The sequence below is a fragment of the Streptomyces toyocaensis genome, from assembly GCF_000725125.1.
GTDB lineage: Bacteria > Actinomycetota > Actinomycetes > Streptomycetales > Streptomycetaceae > Streptomyces > Streptomyces toyocaensis.
In genome coordinates, this window is record NZ_JFCB01000023.1 from 25069 (window position 1) to 39031 (window position 13963).

The following is a 13963-nucleotide window of genomic DNA, read 5'->3' on the forward strand; positions in this document are numbered from 1 at the left end:
TGTTCAGGCGTCGAACGAGTGGACCGTCGTCGTCCGGTACGTCCGCCCCGGTCGCAGCACGGTCGAGGGGAACGACGGCTGGTTCGGCGAGTCGGGGAAGTGCTGGGTCTCCAGGCACAGCCCGTCGCCCTGCCGGTAGACCCTTCCGCCCGTGCCGACGAGGGTGCCGTCGAGGAAGTTGCCGGAGTAGAACTGCAGGCCGGGCTCGCTGGTGGCGATCCTCAGCGTGCGGCCGGAGGACGGGTCGCGCAGGGTCGCGACGTGCTCCGGCCGGGCGGTGACGCCCTTGTCGAGCACCCAGTTGTGGTCGAAGCCCTGCCCGAACAGCACCTGCGGGTGCGCGGTGTGGATGTCCCGGCCGACCGGCTTGGCCCGCCGGAAGTCGAAGGGGGTGCCCGCGACCCGGGCCAGTTCGCCCGTGGGGATCAGCCCCTGGTCGACCGGCGTGTAGCGGGAGGCGGCGACGGACAGCTCGTGGTCGTACACCGAGCCGCTGCCCTCGCCCGCCAGGTTCCAGTAGACGTGGCTGGTGAGGTTGACGACGGTGGCCCGGTCGGTGGTGGCCGCGTAGTCGACGCGCCAGTCGCCGGCGCGGGTGAGGGTGTACGTCACTTTGGTGCGCAGCGTGCCCGGGTAGCCCATGTCACCGTCGGCGGCCGTGTGGCGCAGGTGCAGGCCGACGTCGGAGCCGCGGGTGAAGGGCTCGACGTCCCAGACCCGCTTGTCGAAGCCCTGGGCGCCGCCGTGCAGGCTGTTCTCGCCGTCGTTGACGGAGAGCCGGTACGACGTGCCGTCGAGGGTGAAGCGGCCCTCGCCGATGCGGTTGCCGTAGCGGCCGATCAGGGCGCCGAAGTACGGGCTGGAGGCGACGTACTCATCGAGGGTGGAGAAGCCGAGGGAGACGTTGGCGCGGCGGCCGCGCCGGTCTGGGATCTCCAGGGACTGCACGATGCCGCCGTAGGACAGGACCTTCATGCGGGTCCCGCCGTTCTCCAGCGACCAGCTGTGGACCTCGGTGCCGTCCGCGAGCCGGCCGAAGAGCGTCCTCACCGGCTTCCCCCTGCCCGGCGAGGCGTGGGCCGTACCGCCGAGGGCGGTGCCGGCGGCCAGTCCCGCCGCCGCTCCGGCTCCCGCGATGACCGTGCGTCTGTTCAGTTCCATGTGCCACTCCCCAAAGGAAGGGGCCCCGCCGTCCGGCGGGGCCCGAGCCGACCTACGAACCGACCTTGCGCTTGTTCCACACGTCGAAGCCGACCGCCGCCAGCAGTACCAGGCCCTTGATGACCTGCTGCCAGTCGCTGCCGATACCGACGAGGTTCATACCGTTGTTCAGCACTCCCAGGACCAGACCGCCGATGACCGCGCCGAGGACGGTCCCGACACCGCCGCTCATCGACGCGCCGCCGATGAACGCGGCCGCGATGGCCTCCAGTTCGAAGTTGAGGCCGGCCTTGGGCGAGGCCACGTCGAGGCGGGTGGCGTACACCAGACCCGCCAGGGCCGCGAGCATGCCCATGTTCAGGAAGACCAGGAAGGTGATCCTCTTGTCCCGCACACCCGACAGCTTCGCCGCGGGGAGGTTGCCGCCGATCGCGTAGATATGGCGGCCGATGACGGCGTTGCGCATCACATAGCCGAAGCCGACGAGCAGCGCGCCGAGGAGCAGCAGCACGCTCGGGGCGCCCTTGTAACTGGCGAGCAGCATCGTCACCACGAGAATGGCGGAGGCGAGTGCGACCAGCTTCACCAGGAACAGCTTGAGGGGCGGGACGTCGAGGGCGAACTCCTGCTGACGCCGGCGGTCGCGCACCTCCTGGAGGACGACGAGCGCGATCAGGGTGAGGCCGAGGAGCAGGGTGAGATTGTGGTAGTTGGTCTCCGGTCCGGCCTCGGGCAGGAATCCGTTGGTCACCTCCACCAGGCCGTCGGGGAACGGGCCGAGGGTCTGGCCCTCCAGGAAGATCTCGGTGAGACCCCGGAAGGTCAGCATGCCCGAGAGGGTCACGATGAACGACGGTATGCCGCCGTAGGCGATGAACCACCCCTGGATCGCGCCCGCGAGGGCGCCCACGGCCAGGCAGAGCACCACCGCGAGCGGCCAGGGCATGTCGTTCCTGACCATGAAGACCGCGGCCATCGCCCCGACGAACGCCGTCAGGGAACCGACCGACAGATCGATGTGGCCCGCGATGATGACCAGCATCATGCCGATCGCGAGGATCAGGATGTAGCTGTTCTGCACCACCAGGTTGGACACGTTGCGCGGCAGCAGCAGGTCGCCCTCGGTCCACACCGCGAACAGCACCACGATCAGGCCGAGCGCGATCAGCATGCCGTACTGCCGCATGTTGCGGCGCAGGCCGTCCAGCATCAGCCGGAGCAGGCCCGCCCCGCCGCCCGTCCCGTTCCCGCCCGGCGGCGCGGCCGCCGGGGTCTTGTCGGTGACTGTGCTCATCGGGACACCTCTTTGTCCTTCGTCATCTGACGCATCAGCGATTCCTGGGAGGCCTCGGCCCGCGAGAACTCACCGGTCAGCCGCCCTGCGGCCATCGTGTAGATGCGGTCGCACATGCCGAGCAGCTCGGGCAGTTCGGAGGAGATGAAGACGACCGCCTTGCCCTCGGCGGCCAGCCGGTCGATGACCGTGTAGATCTCGTACTTGGCGCCGACGTCGATGCCTCGCGTCGGCTCGTCGAGGATCAGCACCTCGGGACCCGCGAAGATCCACTTGCTGAGCACGACCTTCTGCTGGTTGCCGCCGGACAGCTTGCCCACCGGCTCGAAGACCGTCGGCGTCTTGATGCTCATGGAGGCGCGGAACCCCTCGGCGACCTGCCGCTCCTCGTGCTCGTCCACGACACCGCGCCGGGCGACCTTGCCGAGGGCGCTGAGCGAGATGTTGCGGTGGACGGTGTCGATGAGGTTCAGGCCGTAATGCTTGCGGTCCTCGGTGACGTACGCGATGCCGTGCCCGACCGCCTCGGGGACGGTCCTCGTAGGGATCTCCCTGCCGTCCTTGAGGACCGTGCCGCCGGCGTGCCGGCCGTAGGTGCGGCCGAAGACGCTCATCGCGAGCTCGGTGCGGCCGGCGCCCATCAGGCCGGCGATGCCGACGATCTCGCCGCGCCGGACCGTCAGCGAGACGTCGTCGACGACCTTGCGCTGCTGGTCGATGGGGTGGTGCACCGTCCAGTTGCGGATCTCCAGGGCGGGCGCGGCACCCTCCTCGGGGTGGTGCGGGGTGCGCTCCGGGAAGCGGTGCTCCAGGTCGCGGCCGACCATTCCGCTGATGATCCGGTCCTCGGTGGTCTCGGGGGCCTTGACGTCGAGCGTCTCGATGGTCCGCCCGTCCCGCAGGATCGTCACCGAGTCGGCGACCTTGCGGATCTCGTTCAGCTTGTGGGAGATGATGATCGCGGTGATGCCCTGTTCCTTCAACTGCAGTATCAGGTCCAGGAGTTTGCCGCTGTCCTCGTCGTTGAGCGCGGCGGTCGGCTCGTCGAGGATGAGCAGTTTCACCCTCTTCGACAGCGCCTTGGCGATCTCCACCAGCTGCTGCTTGCCCACGCCGATGTCGGCGACCCGGGTCTCCGGGTGCTCGTCGAGCCCGACCCGGCGCAGCAGTTCGGTGGCGTGCCTGAGGGTCTCGTTCCAGTTGATGAGGCCCCGGGTGGCGTGCTCGTTGCCGAGGAAGATGTTCTCGGCGATCGAGAGGTAGGGCACCAGGGCCAGCTCCTGGTGGATGATCACGATGCCGTGCTCCTCGCTGGCCCGGATGTCCTTGAACCGGCAGACCTCCTCCTCGAAAAGGATCTCCCCTTCGTAGGTGCCGTGCGGATGGACGCCGGAGAGGACCTTCATCAGGGTCGACTTGCCGGCGCCGTTCTCGCCGCAGATGGCGTGGACCTCGCCCCGCCGGACGGTCAGGCTGACGTCCGACAGCGCCTTGACGCCGGGAAAGGTCTTGACGATCGAGCGCATCTCCAGGACGGGTCCCGCCATGGTCGTGCCTTCCAATCCGTGGTCGCCGGCGTTTACTTGAGGTCGCTTTCCTTGATGTAGCCGGAGTCGACGACGGCCTCCTGGTAGTTCTCCTTGTCCACCGCGACCGGCTCCAGCAGGTAGGCCGGGACGACCTTCGAGCCGTTGTCGTAGGTCTTGGTGTCGTTGGTCTCCGGCTTCTTGTCGTTGAGCAGCGCGTCGACCATGCCGGTGGCCACCTTGGCGAGTTCGCGGGTGTCCTTGTAGACCGTCATCGACTGCTGGCCCGCGATGATCGACTTCACCGAGGCGACCTCGGCGTCCTGGCCGGTGACGACCGGCAGCGGCTTGTCCTTGCCGCCGTAGCCGTCCGACTTCAGGGCGGACAGGATGCCGATGGAGATGCCGTCGTACGGCGAGAGGACCGCGTCCACCCGGTCGCTGCGGTAGGCGGAGGTCAGGATGTCGTCCATGCGCTTCTGCGCGGTGCCGCCGTCCCAGCGCAGGGTGGTGACCTGGTTCAGTTCGGTCTGCCGGGACTTGACGACGAGCTGCTTCTTGTCGATGTAGGGCTGCAGGACGCTCATCGCGCCCTGGAAGAAGTAGCGGGTGTTGTTGTCGTCGTTGGAGCCGGCGAACAGCTCGATGTTGAAGGGGCCCTTCTTGCCGCCGTCCTTCAGGCCGAGCTTCTCGACGATGTAGGTGCCCTGGAGCTCGCCGACCTTCTCGTTGTCGAACGAGGCGTAGTAGTCGACGTTCTCCGTGCCGAGGACGAGGCGGTCGTAGGAGATGACCGGGATGTCGGCGTCCTTGGCCTGCTGCAGGACGTTGTTCATCGACTTGTTGTCGATCGCGGCGACGATCAGGGCCTTCACGCCCTGCGTGATCATGTTCTCGATCTGGGCGACCTGCTGGTCGGGGTCGTCCTCGCCGTAGGCCAGCTTGGTCTTGTAGCCCTTGTCCTCCAGGAGCTTCTTGACGTGGTTGCCGTCGGCGATCCAGCGCTCCGAGGACTTGGTCGGCATCGCGATGCCGACGGTGGCTCCTTCGGAGCTGCCCTTGTCCTCCTCGCTGCCGCCCTCGCTGTTCTGTCCGCAGGCGGTCAGGGTGAGGGCGAGGGAGGCGGCGGTGGCCAGGGCGGCGAGAGCGGCTCTGCGATTACGCATGATCATCATCCTTGACGTGTGGCCGGATCGGCCGGGCGGACGGGGCGCTGTGCGGGGTGGGACGGGGAGCCGGGAAACGGGTGTGTGGGATTGTGCGCGACTGTGTCTACTTCTGTGAAGCTGTTTTTCCGGAACGTGATGACGAGGTGTCGAACCGGCTCAGCGCGCCGGGAAGCCGGGTGCCGAGCGGTGCCATGTCGCCGTCCGCGCCGTGGCGGGCCAGCAGGTCCAGTGCCAGCCGGCCGCGCCGCACCCGCTCCTTGGCGGTGGCCAGGGTGAGCTCGCGCAGGTGGTGCCCGTAGGGGTAGAGCCCGGGCGCCTTCGCCAGGCCGAACTTCAGGTACAGCGGGGCGCCCCGCCGGATGAGCTCGGCGACCTCGTACATCCGCACATAACCGCCCAGGTCGTCCGGGGCCTCGATGTACATGTCCATCGGGGCGGCCGAGACCCGGCGGATCTCGGTGAGATGAGCCAGGGTCAGGTCGGAGGGCACGTTGACGGAGTCGGCGCCGAGCCGCTCGTAGACCGCGTAAGAGGCCGGGTTGACCGGTCCGACGAGGGCCGAGACCTTGAGCGTGGTGTCGGCCGGGATCAGTCCGGCCGTCCGCGCCCGGTGCAGCGTCCACAGCACGCCCTCGTCGGCGACCAGCAGGCACCTGACGCCCAGCCCGGTCGCCCGTACGGCGTCCTCGACGCAGCCGGCGACCGCGTCGTGGCCCCGGGCGCGCAGTCCCGCGCCGTGCGAGTCGGTGCGGACCGAGCCGCCGATGTCCCAGGTGCCGCGCGGGCCGGTGAACAGGCAGAGCTCGATGTCCCGCTCCGCGGTCGCCTCGGCCATCTCGGTGATCTCGGCGTCGGTGAGCATCCACACGCCGCTGCCCTGACTGATCCGGTGGATCGGCACGTCGAGGCGCGAGGCCTCCTTCAGTACCACCGCCAGCGCCTCGGGCCCTTCGCACGAGGGGATCTCGGTGCGCCAGCGCCCGCCGCCGGGGAAGGTGTGCGGCGAGGCGTCGGCGGGATCGAGGGCGGGTGCGCCCAGGCCCAGCGCGGTGAGCACCTGCTCACCGGGCCGGCGGGGCGCCTTGGCGGAAGCGTCGGTCACGAGGTGTCCTTTGTGTTCGATATATCGGACGAGGTTCGCGGCTCTGGGTGCGCGTCGGCGGTTCCGGAGCGAGGGAGGGGAAGGCGGGCGGTGCGCCGGTACGGAACGCGTCGGGCCGTACCGGCGCGGGCTCAGGGCCGCAGGAGGACCTTGCCCACCTTCGGGTCGCCGGACCCGGCCAGCTCCATGGCCTCCCGGAACCCGTCGAGCGGCAGCTCGTGGGTCACCAGCGGCAGCGGATCGAGCAGTCCGGCGGCGAACACCCGCACGGTGTGCGCCCAGGCGTCCGGCGGCGCGCCGAAGACGGTGCGCACCTCCAGCTGCCGTACGACCAGGTCCGTCGGGTCGAGGCCGTCGGCGCCCGGAGCCGGGATGCCGGTGAGCACCAGCCGCCCGCCGCGCCTCAGCAGCGAGGCGGCCGTACGGGCCGCGTCCGCGGATCCGGCGGTCTCGATCACGACGTCGAAGTCGTCCGGGAGGGGCCCGTCCTTGGTGCGGAAGCCGGTCGCCCCGAACTGCCTCGACAGGGCCTCCCGGTCGCCCCGGGTGCCGACGACCAGCAGCGCGGACGGTGAGTTCGCCCGCAGGAACTGCACGGCGAACATGCCGAGCGTGCCCGTGCCGACGACCGCGACCCGCTCACCGGGCACGGCGTTCGCCTTCAGCGCGGCGGCCGCGACGCAGGCGGCCGGTTCGAGGAGCGCGGCGGCGCTCAGATCGGCGTCGTCGGGGAGGACGTGCAGCAGCCGGGCGGGCAGGGTCAGCGTGGCGGCCATGGCGCCCGGCTGGGTGAACCCGGTCTCCTCGTAGCCCGCCGAGCACAGGGTCGTCTCGCCGGCGTGACAGCGGTCGCAGACCTGGCAGTTGCGGAACCCCTCACCGACGACCTTGCGGCCGACGAGCGACCGGGGCACCCCCGGGCCCACCCGCCGCACGGTCCCGGACCACTCGTGACCCGGCGTCAGCGGATACCGCACGTAACCCTCGGGCCGGTTGCCCTGGTACACCTCGCGGTCACTGCCGCAGACGCCGGCCGCGTGGACGCCGATCAGGGCCTCGCCGGGGCCGGGTTCGCGCGGCTCGTGCGGGACCAGGCGGTGCTCACCGGGTCCGTCGACGACGACGGCGGTGCTCACTTCGCGCCCTTCGGCCTGCGCTGCTCCCAGCCCTCGGCCCACAGGTCGAACCGGGCCTGCTGCTGCGGGAACTCGGCCGCCGCGTCGACGTCCAGCTCCACGCCGAGACCGGGGGCGTCGGAGAGGTGGAAGCAGCCGTCCTCCGGGTTCACCCGGGGAGCGCCCTTGACGACCTTCTTGATCTCCGCGTCCGCGAAGTCGTTGAAGTGCTCCAGGATCTTGAAGTTCGGGGAGGTGAAGCCGACCTGGAGGGAGGCGGCGGTGAGCACGGGGCCGCCGACGTTGTGCGGGGCGACCAGCATGTAGTGGGTCTCGGCGGTCGCCGCGAGCTTGCGGGTCTCCCAGATGCCGCCGATGTGGCCGACGTCCGGCTGGAGGATGTCGGCCGCCTGGCTCTCGAACAGCTCGCGGAACTCGATGCGGTCGTGGATGCGTTCGCCGGTGGCGACCGGCATGTCGACCTTGGCGGCGACCTTCTCCAGCGCCTTCAGGTTCTCCGGCGGCACCGGCTCCTCCAGCCAGGCCGGCTGGAAGGGCGCGAGCTCGTGCGCGAGGCGGACGGCCGTGGCGGGGGAGAAGCGGCCGTGCATCTCCAGCATCAGCTCGGCGTCGGGGCCGATGGCGTCGCGGACCGCCTCGATGAGGGAGACGGCGTACAGGGTCTGCCGGTGGTCGAGTTCGAGGTGGCCGGTGCCGAACGGGTCGATCTTCAGCGCCCGGTAGCCGCGCTCCATCACCGTCCGCGCCGCCTTGTGGTACGCCTCCGGGGTGCGCTCGGTGGTGTACCAGCCGTTGGCGTACGCCTTGACCTTGTCGGTGACCTTGCCGCCGAGCAGCTGCCAGACGGGCACGCCGAGGGCCTTGCCCTTGATGTCCCAGCAGGCCGTCTCGACGACGGCGATGCCGGACATCACGATCTCGCCGGCCCGGCCGTAGTCGCCGTACTTCATCCGGCGGACGAGGTCCTCGACAGCGAACGGGTCGGAGCCGAGAATGTGGTTGACCTCGGCTTCCTTCAGGTAACCCAGGAGTGCGTCGGTGTGGCCCAGCATCCTGGTCTCGCCGACTCCGGTGATCCCCTCGTCGGTGTGCACCTGGACGTACGTCAGGTTGCGCCACGGCGTCCCGACCACGTGTGTGCTGATTCCGGTGATGCGCACGGCAGTTGCCCCTCGCTGCGGTTGTGGACCCTGTCATCGGTGTCCGCGGTCCGGCGTGTTCGATATTTCGTCACACGTTCGAAATGCTGGCGTGACAGTAAGGACGGGGTGGTGGGGGTGTCAATGGGTCTCGCGCTCAACGGTTTCGGCAGTTTCGAAACCTATGGGCAGGGGTCCGCACCAAACCTTCACAGCGAGGCCTAGGAAGCGGACCGGGCCGGAACCTAACCTTCCCGCGTCATGGACTTTTGCCACCCGTGCCGACGGCACCTCAACGGCGCCCTGGCCTGCCCCGGCTGCGGCACGCCCGTCGAGACGCTCCGCGCCCACCCGCCGCAGGAGCCCGCGAGGTACGGAGGAGGCACGGGGGCGTTCGAGGACGCGGGAGCGGCTCAGGCCGACGAGCCCGTCGACGAGCCCACCGCGCGGTACGGCGGGGAGGACGGCGAAGAGCCGCGGGGGCGGCGCGCGGCCCGGCGCCCGGGGCGCGGGACGAAGGGCGGGGACCAGCCGACGGGAGGAAGCCGCCGGGACCGCAAGGCCGCGGCGCACCGCCGCCGGCGGAACCGCACCGTGCTGATCGCGGCCGGGTTCGTCCTCGCGGCGGGCGGACTCAGCCTCGCGGAACTCGGACTGGACGCGTCCGGACCGAAGCCTGAACCGGCGGCGGCAGGGGAGTCGCCCGACGGCGGGTCGGCGACCATGGAGCCGACCGGGCCGGCCGGCGGCGCCGCGCACACCCGGACGCCCGGCGGGTCCCCCGGCCCCGAGGCGTCCGACGCGCCGTCGTCGGCTTCCGCGTCACCGGAGGAGGAAGAGTCCGCGCCGGCGGAGGAGGAGACCGCGCGGGACGCCTCCTCGGCGCCCGCGGCCACGCCCTCGGCCGACCCGTCGGCACCTCCGTCCGCGGAGCCCCCGCCGGAACCGGAGACCCCGGAGCCGGAGCCGACCACCGGGAAGCCCGAACCGGAGCCCGAACCCACGCAGACGTGCGACCGGTTCCTGTGGTGGTGCACCTGAGCCGGCCGCCGGCTCCCGCGAGACGCGCCGCTCAGTCCGCGCTCAGCATCCTGCGCAGGGCGTCCCGCAGCGCCACCCGCTCCTCCTCCGACAGCCCCGCGAGCGGCTCGCGCGCGAACCGCAGGGAGTCCTGCAGGCTCCGCGCCACCCGCCGCCCCTCCGGCGTCGCCGCCGCCAGCTTCACACGCCGGTCCGCCGGGTCCGGACGCCGCTCCACCAGGCCCCGTGACTCCAGCCGGTCGACGATGCCGGTGACGTTCGACGGCTCGCACTTCAGCCGCTGCGCCAGCTTCCGCATGGGAAGGGGTTCCAGGCACAGCAGGCTCAGCAGCCTCGCCTGCGCACCCGTCAGCGCGTGACCGGCGGCCGCCTCCTCGTACTCCTCGTGGTAGCGGGCCACCACCGAACCGATGAGCTCGACGACCTCCAGGGTGAGGGCGTCGGGGCGGCTGGGCGTGGTGCGGGGTGTGGCCATGCTCTTCAGGGTACCCATTTGCTTGACATCCTGAAATATTCAGTCGCATGGTTGTTTCAGGTAGTGAAGTATTTCGAGGAAAGGTGCCCGGTCATGTCCGACGCCCCCACGCCCCCCGCCACCGGCCGCGAGTGGCATCTGCTGAGCCGGCCCGTCGGCTGGCCCGAGCCGAAGGACTTCGCCCTTGTCGAGGCGGAGGTGCCCGCACCGGGCGAGGGCCAGGTCCTGGTACGGAACGAGTACCTCTCCGTCGACCCGTACATGCGCGGCCGGATGAGTGCCGCCAAGTCCTACGTCGCCCCGTTCGAGCTGGGCGAGGTCATGCAGGGCGGGGCCGTCGGCGAGGTCGTCGCCTCGAACGCCGAGGGGATCGCCGTCGGCGACCACGTCCTGCACTTCTTCGGCTGGCGGGAGTACGCCGTCGTGGCCGCGAAGAACGCCGTCAAGGTGGACCCGCAGGCCGCGCCCCTCTCGGCGTACCTGGGCGTCCTCGGCATGACCGGGCTCACCGCCTACGCCGGTCTGCTGCGCACCGCCTCCTTCAAGGAGGGCGACTCCGTCTTCGTGTCCGGTGCCGCGGGCGCCGTCGGCAGCCAGGTCGGGCAGCTCGCGAAGCTCAAGGGGGCCTCGCGGGTGATCGGCTCGGCCGGCTCCGACGAGAAGGTGAGGCTCCTCGTCGAGGAGTACGGCTTCGACGCCGCCTTCAACTACAAGAACGGCCCGGTGAACGAGCAGCTGCGCGCCGCCGCCCCGGACGGGATCGACGTCTACTTCGACAACGTGGGCGGCGACCACCTGGAGGCGGCCATCGGCTCCCTCAACCAGGGCGGCCGGATCGCCGTCTGCGGCATGATCTCCGTCTACAACGACACCGAGCCCGCGCCCGGCCCGCGCAACCTCGCCCGGCTGATCCAGACCCGGGGCCGCATCGAGGGCTTCCTCGTCGGCGACCACTACGACCTCCAGCCGCAGTTCGTCCAGGAGGTCGGACCGTGGGTGCGCTCGGGTGAGCTGAAGTACCGCGAGACGGTCGTCGAGGGCATCGAGAACAACCTCGAGGCGTTCCTCGGCGTCCTGCGCGGCGACAACACCGGCAAGATGATCGTCAAGCTCTGACGTTCCCCGGCCGGCCGCCGCCCGCCGGGCCTGGGCCGCACCCTCGGACGTGGGGTGCGGTCCGCCGCCCCGATAAGGTGCTCCCATGCGCGATCTCGGGGTGGGTTTCCGGTACTTGCTGAAGGGCCAGCGGTGGGTGGGCCGGCACGGCAGACAGTTCGGCTTCGGACTCCTGCCGGGTCTGATCACCCTCCTGCTCTACGCGGCCGCGCTCGTCGCGCTGGCCCTGTGGGGCACGGACTTCGTCACCTGGGCGACCCCGTTCGCCGACGACTGGTCGAGCCCCTGGGCCGGCCTGTTCCGGGGCTTCCTCACCGCCGTCCTGTTCGCCCTCGGACTGCTGCTGTCCGTGGTCACCTTCACCGCGGTGACCCTGCTCATCGGGCAGCCGTTCTACGAGAACCTCTCCGAGAAGGTCGACCGTGACGTCTCGCCCGACGGCACCGCGCCCGAGTCCGGCCTGCCCCTGATGCGGGAACTGTGGATCTCCGCCCGCGACAGCCTCCGCATCGTCGCGCGGGCCCTGGTCTGGGGCGTACTGCTGTTCGCGCTCGGGTTCGTCCCCGTGATCGGGCAGACCGTCGTACCCGTGATCGGATTCCTCGTCACCGGCTTCTTCCTCACCGAGGAGCTCACCGCCGTCGCCCTCCAGCGGCGCGCGGTCGACGTGCGCGAGCGGCTGCGGCTGCTGCGGTCCCGCAGGACCCTCGTCTGGGGCTTCGGCACCCCCCTGGCGGTGGCCTTCCTCATCCCGTTCGTCGCCGTGTTCCTGATGCCGGGCGCGGTCGCCGGGGCCACCCTCATGGCCCGCGACCTGCTCGGTGAGGAGACGGCCGGGGACCGCTCCGAGGAGACCGACGAGTCCGCGGAGGAGGGCCTCACCCGGTGACCGAGGTGCTCGCCGTCGCCGTCATCACCGTCCTGGCCGTGATCGCCCCGGGCGCCGACTTCGCGATGGTGGTGCGTAACAGCTACCTCCACGGCCGCCGCACCGGACTCCTCGGCGCCCTCGGCGTCGCCGCCGGTGTGCTGGTGCACGTCACCTACACCATGCTCGGCGTGGGCCTGCTGATCGCCTCCTCCACCGTCCTCTTCACGGTCGTCAAGCTGGCCGGCGCGGCCTACCTCGTGTACATCGGCGTCCGCACCTACCGCACCCGCGGCGAGGTCACCGTCGACCTGGAGAACAGGACCGGACTGACCCCGTTCGCGGCCCTGCGCACCGGCTTCCTCACCAACGTCCTCAACCCGAAGACGACCCTCTTCGTCGTCTCGACCTTCGCGCAGGTCGTCAGCCCCGGCACCCCGGTCCTCCAGCAGGTGGGCTACGGCCTGTTCATGTCGCTGGCCCACCTGCTGTGGTTCGGCGTCGTCGCGGTCTTCTTCTCCCACGACCGGATGCGCGGGCTGATGCTGCGCGGCCAGAAGGTCCTCAACAAGGTGATCGGATCGGTCCTGGCCGGCCTCGGCGTCAGCCTGGCGTTCGCTCCGTCGCACTGACCGCCGCGGTCACGATCGCCCGCACCTGGGCGATGATGTCGAGCCGGTTCCGCACGAACTCGGGGTCGGTGACCTCGGTGGTGTTGCCGGCGCCGAACTGCAGGACCGGTGTGTGCACGTGTCCGCCCGGCAGCTCCCCGTGCAGTCCGAGCCGGTCCCGGAGCAGGGTCGCCCGGTAGGCGATCTCGTTGGAGAGGTAGTCCCCGCCGCCCCCGGCGCGGGCCGCCGAACCGGGTGTCGGCCCCTGGGGCCGGACCACGGGCGTGGTACCTCCGGCCGGGATCTCCGTCACGCTCGTGTTGTCGTACACCGGGAAGCGCCCGGTGTCCGCGGCGACGATCTCCGTGTACGGCAGCGTGGTCGACGTCCACTGCGGCTGCGAGGCCGGGTCGGCGACCGGGATCGTCCCGGTGCGGCCGGTGTTCTCGTTGTCCCCGAAGCCGCCCCGCCACGCCCCGTTGGTCCGCTCGATGTCGAAACGGCCCACCCGGCCCTGGCTCACGGTGGCGAACAGGTCGGCCTCCGGCAGGTACGGCCGCAGCGCCCGCTCCACCGTCCCGTCCGTGAAGTCCCGCCAGCGCACCGGGAACACGGCCGTCTCCACCCGCGCCGGGCCCCGCGGAGTCTCGATCACCGTGCCGTCCAGGGCGAGCGCGAGGGCACCGGACGGGTTGGAGATGCGGATGTCGCGGTCCAGGGTGAACGGGTCGAAACCGGTCACCAGGATCCGCTTCACCCCCTCGCCGCGCGGAAGGCGCAGCGTGGTCTGCCCGCGCGAGGTGCGTTCCAACGCGTCGAGCAGCCGCGTCCGCTGCCCGTCGCCCAGCCGGAAGTCCGGCTCCCAGGAGCGCAGTTCACGGGTCATCCCGAGCCGTGCCCAGTACAGCGGCCGGTCGTCGTCCCGGCTGAGGTCTCCGCCCGCCGGTCCGCGGCCCTGCGCCCGGTCGACGGCCCGTCGCCACAGCCGTGTCCCCTCGCGGACGACGGCCCGCCGGGCCTGGGCGTAGGAGCGGGCGCCGTCCAGGACGCGGGCGAAGTCCGGTGCCACCGAGGCGAATCCGGAGCGGCGGAGTATCTCCTGCGGGGCGGCCCCGTCCAGGCGGCGTTCCTCGACGGTGGTGGCCGCGGTGGTGCCGGCGGCGGTCGCGGTGGTCGTGGGGGCGGCGAGACAGGTCAGCAGCGCCAGGCCGAGCACGCCTGCGCGGACACGTGGAGAGTTCAAGGGGGTCGGGGCCTTCCGTCGTCGTGGGGAACGGGGGATGCCGGAGGCCGCAGTATCGCGTGGGTGCGGTGATCCACGCCAT

General features: G+C 70.8%; 13 protein-coding genes. 4 read left to right on the forward strand and 9 right to left on the reverse strand.

Annotation, left to right across the window (positions count from 1 at the left end):
• Window positions 1–3: 3 nt before the first annotated feature.
• The 7 genes from BU52_RS22580 to BU52_RS22610 all read right to left on the reverse strand — a co-directional run bounded on the left by BU52_RS22580 (window position 4) and on the right by BU52_RS22610 (window position 8548).
• The gene (locus BU52_RS22580; protein ID WP_037937314.1) at window positions 4–1161 is read right to left on the reverse strand and encodes an aldose epimerase family protein; all 1158 of its coding nucleotides are present in this window, start codon (window positions 1159–1161) and stop codon (window positions 4–6) included.
• A gap of 52 nt (window positions 1162–1213) precedes the next feature.
• Entirely contained in the window at window positions 1214–2455 is a 1242-nt protein-coding gene (gene mmsB, locus BU52_RS22585; RefSeq protein ID WP_037937315.1) for a multiple monosaccharide ABC transporter permease, read from the reverse strand.
• Window positions 2452–4002, reverse strand: a complete 1551-nt coding sequence (mmsA, locus tag BU52_RS22590) for a multiple monosaccharide ABC transporter ATP-binding protein (protein WP_037937486.1) — start codon at window positions 4000–4002, stop codon at window positions 2452–2454. Before mmsA ends, mmsB begins: the two co-directional genes overlap by 4 nt.
• Before the next feature lie 32 nt (window positions 4003–4034).
• Window positions 4035–5147, reverse strand: a complete 1113-nt coding sequence (chvE, locus tag BU52_RS22595) for a multiple monosaccharide ABC transporter substrate-binding protein (RefSeq protein ID WP_078903406.1) — start codon at window positions 5145–5147, stop codon at window positions 4035–4037.
• 106 nt (window positions 5148–5253) lie between these two features.
• Window positions 5254–6252, reverse strand: coding sequence for a hypothetical protein (locus tag BU52_RS22600; protein WP_037937317.1), 999 nt, complete (start codon window positions 6250–6252; stop codon window positions 5254–5256).
• A gap of 131 nt (window positions 6253–6383) precedes the next feature.
• Entirely contained in the window at window positions 6384–7388 is a 1005-nt protein-coding gene (locus tag BU52_RS22605; protein ID WP_037937318.1) for a zinc-dependent alcohol dehydrogenase, read from the reverse strand.
• Complete coding sequence (locus tag BU52_RS22610; protein WP_037937319.1) at window positions 7385–8548, reverse strand: mandelate racemase/muconate lactonizing enzyme family protein; 1164 nt, start codon at window positions 8546–8548, stop codon at window positions 7385–7387. The genes BU52_RS22605 and BU52_RS22610 overlap by 4 nt, the downstream gene beginning before the upstream one ends.
• 240 nt (window positions 8549–8788) lie before the next feature.
• Here BU52_RS22610 and BU52_RS35340 point away from each other — a divergent pair, with 240 nt between their 5' ends.
• Entirely contained in the window at window positions 8789–9568 is a 780-nt protein-coding gene (locus BU52_RS35340) for an SCO2400 family protein (RefSeq protein ID WP_037937322.1), read from the forward strand.
• A gap of 31 nt (window positions 9569–9599) precedes the next feature.
• On the opposite strand, the gene BU52_RS22620 is transcribed toward BU52_RS35340, so the two are convergent.
• Window positions 9600–10043, reverse strand: coding sequence for a MarR family winged helix-turn-helix transcriptional regulator (locus tag BU52_RS22620; RefSeq protein WP_037937488.1), 444 nt, complete (start codon window positions 10041–10043; stop codon window positions 9600–9602).
• Window positions 10044–10136: 93 nt separating this feature from the next.
• Here BU52_RS22620 and BU52_RS22625 point away from each other — a divergent pair, with 93 nt between their 5' ends.
• The 3 genes from BU52_RS22625 to BU52_RS22635 all read left to right on the forward strand — a co-directional run bounded on the left by BU52_RS22625 (window position 10137) and on the right by BU52_RS22635 (window position 12659).
• Complete coding sequence (locus BU52_RS22625; RefSeq protein ID WP_037937324.1) at window positions 10137–11159, forward strand: NADP-dependent oxidoreductase; 1023 nt, start codon at window positions 10137–10139, stop codon at window positions 11157–11159.
• A gap of 85 nt (window positions 11160–11244) precedes the next feature.
• The gene (locus tag BU52_RS22630; RefSeq protein WP_037937327.1) at window positions 11245–12048 is read left to right on the forward strand and encodes an EI24 domain-containing protein; all 804 of its coding nucleotides are present in this window, start codon (window positions 11245–11247) and stop codon (window positions 12046–12048) included.
• Entirely contained in the window at window positions 12045–12659 is a 615-nt protein-coding gene (locus BU52_RS22635) for a LysE family translocator (RefSeq protein WP_037937329.1), read from the forward strand. The genes BU52_RS22630 and BU52_RS22635 overlap by 4 nt, the downstream gene beginning before the upstream one ends.
• On the opposite strand, the gene BU52_RS22640 is transcribed toward BU52_RS22635, so the two are convergent.
• Complete coding sequence (locus BU52_RS22640) at window positions 12631–13881, reverse strand: C15 family peptidase (RefSeq protein ID WP_037937332.1); 1251 nt, start codon at window positions 13879–13881, stop codon at window positions 12631–12633. The genes BU52_RS22635 and BU52_RS22640 overlap by 29 nt on opposite strands.
• Window positions 13882–13963: the final 82 nt, after the last annotated feature.

Excerpts from the sequence above, each read along its gene's own strand:
- BU52_RS22580 (WP_037937314.1), bottom strand. The coding sequence starts at position 1,161 with ATGGAACTGAACAGACGCACGGTCATCGCGGGAGCCGGAGCGGCGGCG.
- mmsB (WP_037937315.1), bottom strand. The coding sequence starts at position 2,455 with ATGAGCACAGTCACCGACAAGACCCCGGCGGCCGCGCCGCCGGGCGGG.
- mmsA (WP_037937486.1), bottom strand. The coding sequence starts at position 4,002 with ATGGCGGGACCCGTCCTGGAGATGCGCTCGATCGTCAAGACCTTTCCC.
- chvE (WP_078903406.1), bottom strand. The coding sequence starts at position 5,147 with ATGCGTAATCGCAGAGCCGCTCTCGCCGCCCTGGCCACCGCCGCCTCC.
- BU52_RS35340 (WP_037937322.1), top strand. The coding sequence starts at position 8,789 with ATGGACTTTTGCCACCCGTGCCGACGGCACCTCAACGGCGCCCTGGCC.
- BU52_RS22620 (WP_037937488.1), bottom strand. The coding sequence starts at position 10,043 with ATGGCCACACCCCGCACCACGCCCAGCCGCCCCGACGCCCTCACCCTG.
- BU52_RS22625 (WP_037937324.1), top strand. The coding sequence starts at position 10,137 with ATGTCCGACGCCCCCACGCCCCCCGCCACCGGCCGCGAGTGGCATCTG.
- BU52_RS22630 (WP_037937327.1), top strand. The coding sequence starts at position 11,245 with ATGCGCGATCTCGGGGTGGGTTTCCGGTACTTGCTGAAGGGCCAGCGG.